Below are 16,667 nucleotides of genomic sequence, written 5' to 3'. Positions count from 1 at the left end.
TGAATAGAATTTTAAAAACAGACAGTTAATAACTTTAAATACTAATTATTATGAATACAAGCAGAGTAATATTACTGGCCATTATTGGGATGGGCTTACTCATCGTAGGATGTCAGTCATCAGAAAAAAAGGATAACGATAAAGAGAATGAAACTGTAGAAGCTGATATCCCGCCTAATACGTTAAGTGATGCGGAAAAAGATGATGGCTGGACGTTACTGTTCGATGGCGAAAATCCAGGGGAACACTGGCGTGGATATTGTAAAGATGGATTTCCTGAAAAAGGATGGACGGTAGAAAACGGTGCTATTAAAGTTATTGGCTCTGGTGCCGGTGAAGCTGGGGGCGGTGGAGATATTATCAGTAAGAAAAAATACAGTGATTTTGAGCTAAAGCTGGAATGGAAAGTGACCAAAGGTGGTAATAGTGGCATTTTCTACTTAGCTGAAGAACAGTGTGGAGAAAACGGCGAGCCAATCTGGAAATCAGCTCCGGAGATGCAGATCCTGGATAATGAAAATCATCCTGATGCCCGCTTAGGTGAAAATGGGAATCGCCAAGCCGGAGCACTATATGATATGATACCTGCTGAGCCTCAAAATGCTAATCCGCATGGCGAATGGAATGAAGTGCGCATTTTGGTATACCAAGGCACCGTTGTTCATTTCCAGAATGGGGAAAAGGTTCTTGAGTATCACCTGTGGACTGATGACTGGAAGGAGATGGTAGCTAATAGCAAGTTCGATGATTTTGAAGGTTTCGTGGATGTTGCCAAAGAAGGACATATTGGCCTGCAGGATCACGGTAATGATGTATGGTTCCGAAATATTAAAGTTAAAGATATGACGAACTGATTGTTCAACCTCAATATCCTATAGTCTAAAATCATTAAACAGGTATTTCGCATATGCAGATTATTGAAAGTTCAGAAAAGTATGATGTTTGTATCGTCGGCTCCGGTGCTGGCGGGGGAATGGCCGCCCATGAACTTACTAAGGCCGGTCTTAATGTATTAATTCTTGAAGCAGGTGGGTGGTTTGATTCTGAGGAATTCGCCATGTTTACCTGGCCCTATGAGACTCCCAGGCGCGGTGGCCCAACAGATAAGCAACCTTTTGGTGAGTTTGATGCTTGCTTTGGTGGTTGGGATATAGAGGGGGAACCCTACACAACTACTGACGGTACCAATTTCAGCTGGTTTCGGGGTCGTATGCTTGGGGGACGTACCAACCACTGGGGGCGTATTTCTCTGCGCTTCGGTCCGGATGATTTTAGGGCTAAAAGTGTTGATGGGCGCGGGGATGACTGGCCTATTAGCTACGAAGAGATTTCTCCCTATTATGATAAAGTAGATCGTCTTGTTGGAGTTTTTGGCACTAACGAAGGAATTCCTAATGAGCCGGGCGGTATCTTTATGGATCCCCCGGAGCCGCGTTGTTATGAGCATCTTATAAAAAATGCTTGTGATGATATGGGAATCCCCATGATACCCTCACGCCTATCAATAATCACGGAATCTATTAACGATCGTGCTCCCTGTCACTATTGTGGGCAGTGCAATAGAAGTTGTGCTACACATTCTAACTTTTCTTCTCCCTCGGTGCTATTGCCACCGGCACGAAAGACCGGGAATCTAAAAATCATCAATAATGCGATGGTTCGGGAAGTTACCTATAGTGATGGTAAGGCTACCGGAGTTTCGTATGTAGATAAAAAGGATGGCAAGGAGTATAAAGTGAAGTCGAGAGTTGTGGTGCTCGCTGCCAGTGCCTGTGAGTCGGCACGTTTGCTGCTTAATTCTAAATCAAAGGATTTTCCTAACGGACTTGCAAATTCAAGTGGCGTCGTGGGCAAATACCTGATGGATTCTACGGGAACTTCCGTTGCCGGCTTGATCCCGGAATTGATGAATATGCCCACTCATAATGAAGATGGGGTCGGCGGAGGCCACTTGTACATTCCGTGGTGGAAAGATAATAGTAAACTGGACTTTGCACGTGGATATCACGTAGAACTGTGGGGCGGCCGCGGAATGCCCAGTTATGGTTTTATGGGCGGTATCCAAAATTATAATGATATCTTCCAGGATAAGCCCAATGGAAGAGGAGGCTATGGAAAGAGTCTTAAAGAAGATTACCGCCGTTATTACGGTTCGGTGGTTGGTTTATCGGGACGTGGCGAAAGTATTGCTTACGAAGATAATTACTGTGAAATTGATCCCAATATGGTTGATGAGTGGGGTATTCCGGTACTTCGATTCAATTATGAGTGGAGCGACCAGGAATATAAGCAGGTAAAACATATGCAGGAAACATTTCGCGAGATTATTGACGAAATGGGTGGAGAAACGCTGGGTGATATGCCCGGAAAAGAGGATGGCTATGGTATCACCGAGCCGGGACAGATTATCCATGAAGTTGGTACTACCCGCATGGGAGATGATCCGAAGAGCTCAGTACTCAATAAATATTGCCAGGCTCATGACGTCGACAATCTGTTTGTGGTAGATGGAGGTTCTTTTGTATCGCAGCCTCACAAAAACCCGACATGGACTATTTTGGCCCTCTCGATGAGAGCATCGGAGTATATCACCGATCAAATGAAAAAAAGAAATATTTAACCGGGCCTGTTCTTTTTAACTATTGACTGCAAAAATAATATGGATAGAAGAGAAGCTTTAAAAACACTTTCACTTGGTACATTAGCTGCCGGATTTGCGATGACAGGATGCCAGACAGCTCCCCAAAAGGCTGCCGAGCAGCATGAATTCTGGAAGCATGTAACTGAAGAGGATCTGGAGAAGTGGAATTCTCAATTCTTTACAGATCACGAGTTCGAGACGGTTCGTCAGCTGGGTAATATGATTATCCCGGCCGATGAACGCTCGGGCAATGCCGAAGATGCGGGTGTGCCCCAGTTTATCGATTTTACGATGCTGGATCGCCCTTATTACCAGACGCCAATCCGGGGCGGGTTAAAATGGCTGGATGTGCAGTGCCAAAAGCGGTTTAATGCCAAATTTATTGATTGTTCAGATTCTCAAAAGAAAGAGATGCTGGATGAAATTGCCTATCCCGACGAAGCTAAACCGGAGATGCAGCAGGGGGTTAACTTCTTTAATCAGTTCAGAGACTTAGTGGCCTCGGGCTTTTGGTCCAGCAAAATGGGGATCGAAGATATCGGTTACCAGGGCAACCAGCCGAACGATTGGCAAGGATGTTCGCATGAAGCTCTGGAGCATATTGGTCTAACCGATAAGAAGAGTTAATTCTTCTTCGTCGGATTATATTTTGGAAGGTTGTTCTCCCTGATATAGGGAAGGGCAACCTTTTCTTTTTTATATACTTTGTTTTTCTAAATGGGTGGGGATAAGGCTATAGGTTAGAGAACTAAGTGACAAAACGGCAAAGAAGTAAGATTGGTGACTGATGACGGATTATTTACGCTCAAGCTGGAAAAATAGGTAGGCCGTACTTCAGTGCGACCATACGATACTCACATTTCGATTAGTCACTTAAAGCTGTTTAACTCTCTTATCAATAAAGAGAACCTTCTTTACTCAGCAAAAGCCATGTCACCCTGTTCGCCGGCCGATGGATCCAGATGACAGACGTCTTTTGTTAAAAGCCATGCCCACTACATTGGAGGGACAGGGAAAAGTCTTCTCTGCGGAGCCTCAGACAGTATTCCCCCAAGCCCTCACAATCCTAATGATGGGTAATGGGAAGTTCAGCTCTCCGAGTTTAAAAATCATATTACAACTTGCTTGTCANTAAAAGCCATGCCCACTACATTGGAGGGACAGGGAAAAGTCTTCTCTGCGGAGCCTCAGACAGTATTCCCCCAAGCCCTCACAATCCTAATGATGGGTAATGGGAAGTTCAGCTCTCCGAGTTTAAAAATCATATTACAACTTGCTTGTCATCCCGAACTTGTTTCGGGATCTCGGTTTTTATCTCACTGCAATGATGGTCAATATGATCGGAGTGTGCTGTTCATTTTTTGTTACCAAAAAACGAACCAAAAAAGTATTGGTGGGAATTGTAGATCTTGAACTTATTATAACCGTAAAGGAATATACTGCTTTGTGGCGCTTATTGCTTTTACGATAGATGTTCCCGCAATTCCCCCAAACCCCCTGTTAGTAAACCGTAAATCTTTTACAATAGTACATAGTCCCCTATGTTATTCACCTACCATGTCACCCTGTCCGCCGGATCGGGATGATTCCCGTTCTTGTTAAAAGCCATGCCCGCCATTGAAGGGACAGGAAAAAGTCTCCTCCGCAAGAGCCTCAGACAGTATCCCCCCAAGCCCTCACAATCCTAATGCTGGGCAAGGGGACGTTCAGCTCTCCGAGTTTAAAAATCATATTACAACTTGCTTGTCATCCCGAACTTGTTTCGGGATCTCGGTTTTTATCTCTCGTCGGGTGCTGGGGTTGTCCTCCGACGAATCTATAAAGCGTATAGACATCGGAAGTTTTGAAAACTTCCGATGTCTGAAATTAACCCGGATCACACGCTCGGTAAGCTTCAATCACGGCCTGTTCTCCTTTCTTGCCGGCCATTGAATTGCCGTGCTCCATCCCGATGATGCCCTCATATCCCTTTTTAGCTAAAAACTTAAAAAGATTTCTATAGTTAATCTCTCCTGTAGTAGGTTCATTTCTGCCGGGATTATCACCCACTTGTATATAAGCAATTTCATCCCACGCATATTCGATATTTGGTATTAAGTTGCCTTCTGTAATCTGTTGGTGATAGACATCATAGAGAATTTTGCAAGAGGGGCTGCCAACAGCTTTACAGATCTCATAGGCCTGGGAAGTCTTGGTCAGGAACTGCCCGGGGTGGTCGCGCAGGGGATTTAGTGGCTCCAGGACCATAACAAGGCCATGAGGCTCCAGGATTTTAGCTGCCTTTTTCAACACCTCAATAACATTGGCAGTTTGGTAGGGGAGCTCCAGCCGTGGATGTAACCGTCCAGGTACCACAGTCATCCAGGTTGCATTAACACGTTTTGCTACATCCACAGATGCCCGTATTTCCTCCAGAAACTTCTTGTGAGCATCTTTATCATCAGTTGTGAGGTTAGGTTCCTCCCACCCGATAGAGTGGGCTACAAACACGCCCATATCCATATTCAGTCTTTTCATTTCTTTAGCAATATGCTTTTGTTCCTTAATTGAACGATCGCGCATGGAGTTGTCTTCGAGGGCCTTGAAACCTGTATCAGCCATAAATTGCAGTTGTTTAATAGGATCTTTGCCAGCATGTTTTTCAAACATCCCGAAGTGAGGAGCATAATTGAGGGTAAATCTTTGGGATGACGAGTTTGGGGCTGAAAGATCTGAAAAGACTGAAAAGCTGCCCAAGGTAGCAAAGGTAGTAGAGAGTAGCGTATTTTTTATAAAATCTCTTCTATCCACAATATCAGTATTTAATTATAGAGACCAGGCTTTGCCGCCGGTTTCATCTTGTAAGTTAACACAGCCCTGCTGGCGACCCGGAACGGGATCATATGCTAAAACCTTTTCACCAATTTTTTGACTGGTTTTGTAGCTCCAGATAGCCATGCTTCGAAGATTTGTGAGCAGCGCAAAGGCAGCAACTTCTTCAATAAGCTCCGGATCATCACCGTTTTGCTTTGCCTGAACATAGTTATCGATCTGTTCATAAATGGCATCCTCTTCCGCTTGGCTTTTATTGAGGCTCTTTGCCACAAATGGTTCAATATCTGATTTGGTAAACTCCGAGACCTTCTGTTTTCCTGTTTCTCTCTGAATCTGTTCAATGAAGTTATTTAGATATTCTTTGGTTCTGGCTCGTTCATCCAGGGGTACAACTTCTTCCAAATATTGATCAATAAATTGTGGCACGCCCACATCGGAAGCTCCGGGCGTATCCTTAGTAGGAGGAAGGATAATATCCACGATTTTTGTGATAACCTCGGCTTCAGGCTGGTTAAAAAAATGTGGGTTAGAGAAACCTGTATTGCCTCTACCGCATCCCTGTAACACGCTTACTGCGGTCGGGGCTCCAATTAAAATCCCAAATGAAAGTCCTATTTTTTTAAGCGCTTCTCGTCTGTCCATAGTGTCAACGTTATAAGTTCATCTTTTTGAGCTCTTCAACGGCATGGTTGGTTGCTCTTGCTGTAAGGGCCATATAGGTGAGTGAGGGATTCTGGCAGGCCGAGGAAGTCATGGCAGCACCATCTGTCACGTATACGTTGGGTACACTGTGGATCTGATTGTGCTCATTTAATACGGATGTTTTCGGGTTGCGACCCATTCGTGCCGTCCCCATTTCATGGATGCCAAGGCCAGGTGCACCAATAGAGTCATAGGTACTGACATCTTTAAATCCGGCATCTTCCAGCATTTGGGCTGCCTGGTTAGCCATATCTTTACGCATGGCCATTTCATTTTCTTTAAACTCAACATCAAAAGTGATAGTTGGCAGTCCCCACTCATCTTTATTATCGTAATCCAGGTACATATGGTTCTCATGATAGGGCAGGGTTTCTCCAAAGCCGGTTAAGCCCATAGACCAGCCCCCGGGTTTGAGAATCTCTTCTTTTAGATCGGCTCCATATTTTAATTCACGTACATTCTCTGACCAGTCGCTTCGGCTGGCACCCCCCTGATAACCATATCCTCTGAGAAAATCTTCATGATCTGTATTTCCGCCTAAATTACGGAAACGTGGAATATAAATACCATTCGGGCGTCGGCCGGTGTAGTATTTATTGTGAAATCCATCATATTTTCCTGAAGCGCCAACTCGGAAGTGGTGATCCATGATATTATGTCCGAGTTCTCCGGAATCATTTCCCAGCCCATTGGGAAAACGCTTAGATGTGGATTGCATAAGAATACTGGCTGACCCAATGGCCGAAGCACATAGAAAGATAACCTTTGCCTTATAGACATAGGTCTTCTTCGATTCCCGGTCGATAACGCGAACGCCGGTGGCCCGCTGAGTTTCCGGATCATAGAGTATCTCATGTACGATAGAATTCGGCATCAACGTCATATTACCGGTTTGTTCCGCAGCGGGCAGGGTAGAGGAATTACTGCTGAAATAAGCCCCATAGGGACAACCCCGCATACACCGGTTGCGATATTTACAGCTGACGCGTCCTGCCCCCTCTTTAGTACCTTCAGTAATATGGGCTGCCCGACCAATAGTTAACAGTCGGTCATAATAATTATCAGAAAGGTGTTGTTGTAGATGCTCTTCGACACAATTCAGTTCCATCGGTTTTAAAAACTTTCCGTCCGGCAACTGTGGAAGTCCGAGGTTTTCTCCGCTTACGCCTATGTATTCTTCTACGTAATCATACCATGGTTTAAGATCCTTATACCGAATAGGCCAGTCTACGGCAATGCCATCTTTGGCATTTGCTTCAAAATCATAATCACTCAGGCGATAACTCTGACGTCCCCACACAATGGAACGTCCCCCAACCTGGTATCCACGCATCCAATCGAATCGCTTGTCTTCGTTGTAGGGATGTTTGAGATCATCCACAAAAAAGTGGTTATGAGCTCTATGTGTAGTGTAACCGGTACGGGCTTGCTTGTGCTGTCGCTTTTTTTCTTCCCGGGTAGGTTGACCATTGTTTTCAAAATCCCAGGGATCCATATGCATGGTGGGATAGTCTTCAATATGCTCGACCATGCGCCCGCGTTCAAGCACTAACGTTTGTAGTCCGTTTTCTGTGAGCTCTTTTGCCGCCCATCCGCCGCTGATGCCGGTGCCCACCACAATCGCATCATATTCATTTGTTTCTGATTGGATGTTGAAGGGTTTGTCAACCATATTCTTTTAAATCCTTTTCTTTGAATGAAATAACCATTATAGATCAGAAGAAAGATACTTGCAAATGCTTTTGAGTTGCAGGAAAATGAAAGGTATATAGCAGAAAACTGCTTGCAATTTAGTTTTGAATATTTCTTATTAAAGAGCATCGAAATGTGAGTTTATCAAAACAAAAATTTGTGAAATTGAATAGAAAAATTAGATATGGGATGGTAGGCGGTGGCCCGGGAGCTTTTATTGGTGAGGTTCATCGCAAGGCTGCAGCTCTTGATGGTAAAATTGAACTGATTGGCGGGGCATTTTCTTCTGATCCGCAGAAATCGGCCGAGATGGGAAAACAGTTGAATCTGGATAACAATCGGGTTTATGATTCTTACCAGCAGATGGCGCAAATGGAAGCCGAATTACCTGAAGAGCAGCGTATAGATTTTGTGTCTGTCGTCACACCCAATCACTTACATTTTGATGTATGTAAGACTTTTATTGAAGCCGGTATTAATGTGGTGTGTGATAAGCCGATGACCAACACGGTGGAAAATGCAGAGGAGCTTTGCCGACTTGTGAAAGAACACGATGTTATTTTTGCTCTTACTCATAACTATACAGGCTATCCCATGGTTAAAGAAGCCCGGCAGATGGTACAAGATGGAAAGCTGGGAAAGCTGCGTAAGATTGTTGTAGAATATCCCCAGGGGTGGCTGTCGGAACCTCTGGAAGAAGAAGGGGCCAAACAGGCCGTTTGGCGGACCGATCCTGCCCGGGCCGGGGTATCCTCCGTGGTTGCCGATATCGGCTCGCACGCCGAGAATTTAGTAGAGTATATTACCGGACTTCGACTCAAAGAGCTCTATGCTGATATTCATACTTTTGTGGATGACCGGGCTCTTGAAGATGATGCCAATATGTTAGTGCATTACCAGGATGGTGTGCGTGGTATCCTTTATGCTTCGCAGATATCTATTGGCGAAGAAAACGATTTTAATATCCGAATTTACGGAGATAAAGCTGCATTAGAGTGGCACCAGGAAACACCCAATACCCTGAATATTAAATATCCGGATAAGCCTGAAGAGATATACAAACGAGGAAATCCTTATTTATCAGAAGCAGCAAACAAGGCAAGTCGCATTCCACCGGGACATCCCGAAGGATTTATTGAAGCATTTGCCAATATCTACTCCAATGTATCCGAAGCTGTAGCGGATCGTCTCCGGGGCGAAGAAATTGATATTTCGAGCTATGACTTTCCGACTGTTCAGGATGGGGCTGTTGGCGTGCATTTTATTCACAAAGCAATTGAAAGTGGTAAAGAGCGTAAATGGGTAGACATGCAGTATGCTCCTCCTTCTTAAGATACTCTTTTATTATATCTCTGAATTATACTATTAACCATATTTAAACTATATGAGTGGATCTGAAATTATTGCAGTAGATCTTAGCCTGCTGGATATAGTCACAATTGGAGTTTACTTCCTGATCGTTTTTGCTATCGCTTGGTGGGCCTCACATCGTGAGCGGTCACAAAACGAATCTACCGATTACTTCCTGGCGGGTCGCGATGTCGGATGGTTTGTAGTTGGAGCCTCATTATTTGCCTCAAATATTGGTTCCGAGCATTTAATTGGCCTGGCCGGCAGCGGGTTTGCCGAAGGAGTTCCTGTGGCACAATATGAGATTCTGGCCGGAATTGCCCTGTTAATGTTGGGATGGATTTTTGTGCCATTTTACCTAAAAAGCAACGTCTCTACCATGCCGGAGTTTTTGGAGAGACGCTACGATACTAAATCTCGTATGTATCTTTCGGTGGTTTCTATTATCGGTTATGTGCTTACTAAAATTTCGGTAACGATCTATGCCGGAGGTATCGTTTTTGAAGCTATTGGTGTGGATTTTTGGGTTGGGGCCTTTATTCTAGTTGTTGTCACCGGTATTTATACTATTTTCGGTGGACTCAAAGCTGTGGTCTATACTGATCTTGTGCAGATGTTTGTGCTTTTAGGTGGAGCGCTAGCGGTTACCTTCTTCGGACTGCAAGAGCTCGGCGGATGGGGAGAAATGACCAAAGTAGTGGACCCCGAATTTTTTAGTCTGTGGCGTTCTGCCGAACACACCAACTATCCATGGACAGGTATCTTATTTGGAGCTCCCATATTGGGTATTTGGTACTGGTGTACCGATCAGTTCATCGTTCAGCGGGTACTTTCGGCCCGAGATGAAGAGAATGCCCGAAAGGGAACAATTTTTGCCGGCTATTTAAAGATGTTGCCGCTGTTTATTTTTGTACTGCCCGGTATTGTAGCTTATGCTTTGGTCCAGCAGGGAGCACTTAATATTACAGAACCCAATGATACCCTGCCGGTACTTGCACAGGCAGTATTGCCGGTAGGGCTGCGTGGATTGGTTATAGCCGGATTATTTGCCGCTCTTATGAGTTCGTTGTCATCCGTTTTTAACTCTTGTTCAACACTTATTACTCTTGATTTCTATAAGAAGTTCAAAGAGGATACAACCGAGCATGAGCTGGTGATTGTAGGACAGGTGTCTACCGTAATATTGGTTATTCTTGGGCTGTTGTGGATTCCATTCATGGAGTACTTCTCAAACCAGTTGTTCTTGTATCTACAAAGCGTGCAGGCCTATATTGCACCTCCCATCACTGCAGTATTTTTAGTGGGACTATTCTATAAAAGGCTCAACAGTACCGGGGCCTTTGCATCGCTTATATCAGGATTTGTACTTGGTTTTGCTCGCTTCTTTCTTGAGTTGTATAAAAGTTCACTTTCCGGTTTCTGGCACGATATAGCTACGATCAATTTCTTACACTTCGCATTGCTGATGTTTGTGATCTGTACTGTGATATTGATTACAGTGAGTCTATTTACTGAGAAGCCGGATGAAGAGCAGATCAAAGACGTGATTTATCACAAAACCATTGAGGATACAGAGGTTACCAGGCGATCAATTTGGTTAACCATTGGCTTGCTTGGTATCATCGCTTTCCTCTGGATTTATTTCAGTTAGTACAGAAAATATCCGGGCAGTATAACGGTTTTTCAGATAGTAGGGACACAGTGCACTGTGTCCCTACATATTTGATGGCATACTGAATTGGGAAAAAGGTCTTGTAGATCGAGATGCTATCTCAATCCATAAGACTACTGAACTACTAGGTTTTATTGTCTTTAATTAAATGAATTGGTTTTTAAAGATCGAGGTCCTATATCGATCTACAGCATCGTATCTAGCTAAAAGAAGGCTTAAATTAGAATATGATAAACGAGACACTTGCACGATGAGGATGATTCCTATCGATGCCTATTAAGAGAAGATCGAGATGCCATCTCGATCCACATGTGAAGATTCATAGTTTGTGAGATATGTTCTTTATTCCATAGAGTGTTTAAGCTTAGAAAGGTGTCCAAAATAAAAAAAGCGATCAGCAGAACTGATCGCTTTTTCCTATAAAGAGAATCAAAAAACTTATTGTGCAACAGCAAGTGTGCCTAACAGCTTTTCTGCTGTTGTAACATGTGAACTCTGGTCGTGTTCATCTACAACCTTTTGAGCATATTCACGTGCTTTATCAGTATTTCCTGCATCTTGGTATGCTCGTGCTGCCTCAAGATAATTGTAAGGGGTAGTGGATTCATTTTTGTCCCATTCGGCTGCTTTAATATAAATATCGGCTGCCTTTTCATGGTTACCCAGTTCCGTGTGTATAACCCCATGAAAAGCGATCGGGGCAACCCCTAAAATGCCTTCTGGTACTTCATATTCAGTGATATAATTGAGTGCTTCCTGTGTGTTACCAAGGTTAAACTCACAAACAGAAGCATAGTAGCTGGCCAAGTTTGCAGCATCTGTCAAAGGGAAATTATTAACAATCTGTTCAAAGCCTACCGTAAATTGGGTATCAGAGCCCGTCAATGCAGTTTGATAGTCTTGGTTCAAATAGGCCTGTGTTGCTTTGGCCATAAGCTGTTGGGCCTCATTTTCTTGAGCAGTTGAATAATAGTAATATCCAACCGAGCCGCCGATTAAAACGATAAGCGCAATAGCTGCTCCTATAAGGGCCGATTTATTGTTATCGTATAAATTCTGCGCTTTAGAAAATGTTTCTAGCAGAATGTCTTGCTCTAATTCCTCTTTTACTTGTTTCTTACTCATGGTTGAAAACGTATTAATCTTGGTTTCTTGAAGTGGGTGAAAATATCATTGTTTTGCTTGATAGCAAAATTTAAACTTCGTGTAGTTTGCCTTTTGATAGTTCATAGATCATATCAGACTGTTTAGCAATATCTTTTTCATGGGTGATCAATAAAATACTGACATCTTCCTTTTCTCGCAGATCAAATAAGAGTGACAGCAGAATATCACTGTTCTTCTCATCAAGGTTTCCTGTTGGTTCATCAGCTAAGATAAGGTCAGGATCATTTACTAAGGCTCGAGCCATGGCCACACGTTGCTGTTCGCCGCCCGAGAGTTGGGTAGGGCGATGTTCGGCCCGTCCGGGAATACCAAACTCTTCTAAAAGTGACATAGCCCGTTCTTCAACTTGTTGCGGGCTTTCTCCTTTAATGAGTGCGGGCATCATGATGTTTTCCAGGGCCGTAAACTCAGGAAGCAGGTGATGAAACTGGAATACAAAACCAAGGTTTGTATTGCGAAACTGTGCCAACTCTTCTTGGCCCATTTTGTAGATGGATTTCCCATTCCATAATACCGAACCCGAGTCCGGTTCATCCAATCCTCCTAAAATATGCAGGAGCGTGCTCTTGCCACAGCCACTGACTCCTGATACGGTAACAACAGATCCTTTTTCAATGGTAATGGAAGTATTGTCAAGTACCGTAAGGGGACCATTATTGCCTTCACTGGCAAACTGTTTGGTAATATGCTGTCCTTCTAAAATAGTAGACATATAAGACTAGTCTCCAAGATTGCTTGAATTAAAGGAGGGATAAATAATCGGTTCAATATGTTCACATTTTGCAGATTCCAGATTTACTTTAGTCAGCAATCCACAGAGGTGATTATTACCGTTGGCCAGCCGATAGCGGTGAGGGGTGCCCAGCTTAAATCGATTCATTGAAGTATTTTTATCCATGCCCAAGACCGAATCAAAAGAGCCGGTCATTCCAACATCACTGATATACCCCATCCCGTTGGGGAAGAGCCGGGCATCATGAGTAGGAACGTGGGTATGGGTCCCTACAAAGACAGAGATATCTCCATCCAAGTGCCAGGCCATGGCCAGTTTTTCGGCCGTAGCCTCAGCGTGGAAATCCACAAAAATGATATCCGTTTCTTCTTTCATCCGCTCAATAACCCAGTCGGCGGTAGTAAAGGGATCATCAATGGGCTGCATAAAAGTACGTCCCTGTAGGTTGAGGACGCCAATCTTCTGGTCGAAATCAGGAATATCATAAATGCCAAAACCATAGCCCGGATTTCCTTTGGGATAATTCATTGGCCGCAGCACATTGCCGTCTTCCTTCATATAATCAAAGACTTTCCACTTGGCAAAAGAGTGGTTGCCGCCGGTAATAACGTGGACGCCTAAGTCGTACAGGCGCTTGATAATAGAACGGTTAATACCTTTTCCTTTGTGAGAATTTTCCCCGTTAGCAATAACGAAGTCGGCCTCATGTTTATCAATTAGGCTTGGGAGGAAAGTATCAAGTAAGCTTAGGCCCGGCTCCCCGACAATATCACCAATAAATAGAATATTGAGCAGATTCTTTGACATGCTTCAGTTGGATTTAAACAAAAATAGCTTCTGGATTGAAGCTCTAAAGGTAAAGAAAATAAGGGGTTTCTCAGAACAGGAATTTAGGGCTAGCTTTTAATCTCCTCAATAAACTCTTCCAGAGATTTATTGACGTTCTGTAATACTTCATCGCCCTGCTTGTCAAGCTCTCTGTTGCGTTTTCTCTCCTCAAAGAGCTCTTCGGCTATACTTAAAGCGGCGAGAGTCATTACCGTCGTATCCGGTTGTTTGTTGAGCTCCTTTTTATACTGTCGGAATTTGTCATCCACATACTGCGCAATGCGCCTCATGGCTTCTTCTTCCGAATCCTCAACTTTCAGCGGATACTGTTTACCCAGTATGGTTACTTTTATCGATTTCATTCGTTATCCTCGAGATGCTCATCAATTTTAGAAATCAGTCCTAAAACCTGGTGGCGCATAGAAAGACGTTCAGATTCAGAAATAGCAGAATAGATATCTTCTTGCCCATCCTGAATTTCTTTCAGCTTGGAACGCAGCTTACTGTTTTCTTTTTTAAGCTTCTTTATTTCTCCTTTCAGAGAATCTACCTCTTCCCGGACCTGGTCCAGTAAGTTATGAAACTGCTCGTGATATGGGCTTTGATTTGAAAGCACTAGTTATCTCTACGACCGTAATTTAGCTGAATATTCTTTTTCGAGAACCTTTAGAACTTTATTAATTATAGGTTCTACATCCTTGATAGTCAAAGTTTTATTTTTATCCAAGAAGGAGAGGCGAAAGGCAATACTCTTTTTGTTTTCACCAAGTGACTCTCCTTCAAAAACATCAAATACATCTAACTCTTTAAGTGATTCGCCCGCTGTTTCTTCAATGGACTTGAGCAAGGTACCTGCTTTGACTGATCGATCTACAATAACAGCAAAATCAAATTCAAAAGAAGGAAATTTGGATACGGCCTCATAACCTTTTTGGGTTATTTTCTGTCTTGCTTTATGAATTTTCGTGAGTGAAAATTCTGCAACAAAAGCGGGGAGTTCAAAGTCATATTTTTCCCGCATCTCTTCATCCACTTCATAAAGATGGCCTAATTCTGTGCCGTCATAGGTATAGCACAATCTGTTATTGCTGTTTGCAGAGGCAGTAATAGCCTGGTATACCCCCAGTTGTTGTAAAAAACTGCGTACCGGTGCTTTTAGATCAAAAACATCATAGTGTTCGGCCTCGGTTTTCCAATGTTCAATGGTTTTGAAACCGGCAAGTCCAAAAAGGATGTTGGTTTCTTCCTTGATGCCTTTATGATAGGTGCCACTCTCAGATCGTTCAAATACATTACCAATTTCAAAAAATCGAACTTGGTTGACTTTCCTGTTAAAATTGTAGGCCACCGAAGTAAGGAAGCCATACAGCAGGGAGGGCCGTAAGGTTGTCATATCCGTAGAGATGGGGTTGAGGGTGTGGATCATATTATCCAACTCACCCAGCAGTTTGGCATCTTTATCAGGCATTAGGGAGTTGGAGTAGATCTCACGGAATCGCATTCCTTTTGCGACCTCTTTAGCCTGCGATACCAGTTGTTCCCAGTCAGTTAGTGGTTCCGGTGAAATAAACTTTCCATGTTCCGGGGTGGGGATGTTGTTGTAATCAAACAGTCGTCCCACCTCTTCGATAAGATCCACTTCGCGCTCCAGGTCGGGACGAAAAGTGGGAATTTTATACGTCAATACATCATCATCCTGGTTAAGTAACTCAAACTCCAGACCATTTAAAATGCTGTTGATTTCATCGGTAGTGAAATCGGTGCCCAGTAGCTTATTAACGTACGATTTACGGAGGGGTAGTTCTGTAGCCTCTGTTTTTTGGGGATGGACATCCGTGCATGCATCAACGATCTGGCCATTGGCAACGTTAGCAATAAGTTCAGCTGCACGTTCGGCTGCAATACGCTGTAGTTGAGGATCTATACCCCGCTCAAAACGATAGGAGGAGTCGCTTTGCAGGACCTGCTCTTTGGCTGTTTTACGGATGTCTCCGGGATTAAAGTAGGCACTTTCGATCAGTACATTGGTAGTACTATCACTTACTTCAGAATCAACACCGCCCATTACACCCGCAATAGCAACAGGCTCTTCCGCATCACAAATGAATAGGGTACCCGCTGAGCATTTGCGCTCCACATGGTCGAGCGTTTCAAAGGTAATCTCTTCTTCAAAATCTTTGACTGCAATTTTATTGCCTTTAATGGTGTCGGCATCAAAGGCGTGAAGGGGTTGACCCAGCTCAAACATTACGTAGTTAGTGATATCCACTACATTATTAACGGGACGTACACCGATCGCTTCCAGCTTGTTTTTGAGCCAGGCAGGGGATTCTTCAATAGTTACATCCTTAACCATCTTACCCACATAGCGATGACATTTTTCAGGAGCCTTAATTTCAATATCGATCTCATTTAGGGGAGCTTGATCGTCAAATTCTGTAGAAAATGGTTTGTTGAGCTCAAGGTCCAAGGCTGCTGCTAAATCCCGGGCAACACCTAGATGGCAGGTAGCATCAGGACGGTTAGGTGTGATTTCAATCTCAATAATAGAATCCTGGTAGAGATCAATGGCTTCGTACAGAGGGGTGCCGGCTTTAAGTTCCTCATCAAGCACCATAATACCGCTGTGGTCATCACCCAGCTGAAGTTCATCTTCAGCACAAATCATCCCTTTTGATTCTTCTCCGCGGAGTTTGGCTTCACGGATGGTAAATGGATCGTCGCCTTCATTCTTCGGAGGCAGGGCAGAGCCTACTGTTGCCACAGGGACTTTCTGTCCGGCAGCGACATTGTCGGCCCCACATACGATTTGGACCTCTTCAGTGCCGATATCTACCTGACAGACCACCAGACGGTCGGCATTGGAGTGTTCATTTACATCGAGTACTTCGCCCACAACCACTCCTTCGAGCTTATTACCATGCGAGGTGACTTCTTCGACTTCCAATCCTATAAGGGTAAGCTTTTCCGCGGTCTCCTGCGGTGATAACTCCAGGTCTATTAATTCCTTAAGCCAGTTGTATGAAATATTCATTTAAATAAAACTATTTTTTTACGGTTGTCGGACT

Annotated in this window: 14 protein-coding genes; 5 read left to right on the top strand and 9 right to left on the bottom strand. The window is 43.7% G+C overall.

Going from position 1 to position 16,667, the window contains the following annotated elements:
- Positions 1–50: 50 nt before the first annotated feature.
- From G3569_RS10970 to G3569_RS10960, 3 genes are read left to right on the top strand one after another with little or no spacing between them, the layout of a single operon-like run.
- Positions 51–854 (top strand): 3-keto-disaccharide hydrolase, encoded by an 804-nt coding sequence (locus tag G3569_RS10970; protein ID WP_165269063.1) that lies wholly within the window; start codon positions 51–53, stop codon positions 852–854.
- Between the two features lie 53 nt (positions 855–907).
- Entirely contained in the window at positions 908–2,620 is a 1,713-nt protein-coding gene (locus G3569_RS10965) for a GMC family oxidoreductase (protein WP_165269061.1), read from the top strand.
- A gap of 39 nt (positions 2,621–2,659) precedes the next feature.
- A complete protein-coding gene (locus G3569_RS10960) occupies positions 2,660–3,268 on the top strand; it encodes a gluconate 2-dehydrogenase subunit 3 family protein (protein WP_165269059.1) in 609 nt (202 codons plus the stop codon).
- A 1,239-nt stretch (positions 3,269–4,507) separates the two neighbouring features.
- Here G3569_RS10960 and G3569_RS10955 read toward each other — a convergent pair.
- From G3569_RS10955 to G3569_RS10945, 3 genes are read right to left on the bottom strand one after another with little or no spacing between them, the layout of a single operon-like run.
- The gene (locus G3569_RS10955) at positions 4,508–5,431 is read right to left on the bottom strand and encodes a hydroxypyruvate isomerase family protein (protein ID WP_165269057.1); all 924 of its coding nucleotides are present in this window, start codon (positions 5,429–5,431) and stop codon (positions 4,508–4,510) included.
- A gap of 15 nt (positions 5,432–5,446) precedes the next feature.
- A complete protein-coding gene (locus G3569_RS10950; RefSeq protein WP_165269055.1) occupies positions 5,447–6,097 on the bottom strand; it encodes a gluconate 2-dehydrogenase subunit 3 family protein in 651 nt (216 codons plus the stop codon).
- Between the two features lie 10 nt (positions 6,098–6,107).
- Positions 6,108–7,829, bottom strand: a complete 1,722-nt coding sequence (locus G3569_RS10945) for a GMC oxidoreductase (RefSeq protein ID WP_165269053.1) — start codon at positions 7,827–7,829, stop codon at positions 6,108–6,110.
- Between the two features lie 179 nt (positions 7,830–8,008).
- Here G3569_RS10945 and G3569_RS10940 point away from each other — a divergent pair, with 179 nt between their 5' ends.
- Both G3569_RS10940 and G3569_RS10935 read left to right on the top strand, forming a co-directional pair.
- The gene (locus tag G3569_RS10940; RefSeq protein ID WP_165269171.1) at positions 8,009–9,181 is read left to right on the top strand and encodes a Gfo/Idh/MocA family protein; all 1,173 of its coding nucleotides are present in this window, start codon (positions 8,009–8,011) and stop codon (positions 9,179–9,181) included.
- A gap of 52 nt (positions 9,182–9,233) precedes the next feature.
- Positions 9,234–10,850 (top strand): sodium:solute symporter, encoded by a 1,617-nt coding sequence (locus tag G3569_RS10935; RefSeq protein WP_165269051.1) that lies wholly within the window; start codon positions 9,234–9,236, stop codon positions 10,848–10,850.
- A gap of 459 nt (positions 10,851–11,309) precedes the next feature.
- On the opposite strand, the gene G3569_RS10930 is transcribed toward G3569_RS10935, so the two are convergent.
- From G3569_RS10930 to pheT, 6 genes are all read right to left on the bottom strand, one after another.
- On the bottom strand, positions 11,310–11,996 hold the full coding sequence (locus tag G3569_RS10930) for a tetratricopeptide repeat protein (RefSeq protein WP_165269049.1): 687 nt from the start codon (positions 11,994–11,996) through the stop codon (positions 11,310–11,312).
- Positions 11,997–12,066: 70 nt separating this feature from the next.
- On the bottom strand, positions 12,067–12,750 hold the full coding sequence (locus G3569_RS10925; RefSeq protein ID WP_165269047.1) for an ABC transporter ATP-binding protein: 684 nt from the start codon (positions 12,748–12,750) through the stop codon (positions 12,067–12,069).
- A gap of 6 nt (positions 12,751–12,756) precedes the next feature.
- The gene (locus tag G3569_RS10920) at positions 12,757–13,578 is read right to left on the bottom strand and encodes a TIGR00282 family metallophosphoesterase (RefSeq protein WP_165269045.1); all 822 of its coding nucleotides are present in this window, start codon (positions 13,576–13,578) and stop codon (positions 12,757–12,759) included.
- 89 nt (positions 13,579–13,667) lie between these two features.
- Positions 13,668–13,961: a cell division protein ZapA gene (locus G3569_RS10915; RefSeq protein ID WP_165269043.1), complete on the bottom strand. Its 294-nt coding sequence runs from the start codon at positions 13,959–13,961 to the stop codon at positions 13,668–13,670.
- On the bottom strand, positions 13,958–14,215 hold the full coding sequence (locus tag G3569_RS10910; protein ID WP_165269041.1) for a hypothetical protein: 258 nt from the start codon (positions 14,213–14,215) through the stop codon (positions 13,958–13,960). Before G3569_RS10910 ends, G3569_RS10915 begins: the two co-directional genes overlap by 4 nt.
- Before the next feature lie 9 nt (positions 14,216–14,224).
- Positions 14,225–16,633: a phenylalanine--tRNA ligase subunit beta gene (pheT, locus tag G3569_RS10905; protein ID WP_165269039.1), complete on the bottom strand. Its 2,409-nt coding sequence runs from the start codon at positions 16,631–16,633 to the stop codon at positions 14,225–14,227.
- Positions 16,634–16,667 lie beyond the last annotated feature (34 nt).

This window comes from Fodinibius halophilus (assembly GCF_011059105.1).
Lineage (GTDB): Bacteria > Bacteroidota > Rhodothermia > Balneolales > Balneolaceae > Fodinibius > Fodinibius halophilus.
This window is presented reverse-complemented; position numbering and strand designations above follow the sequence as displayed.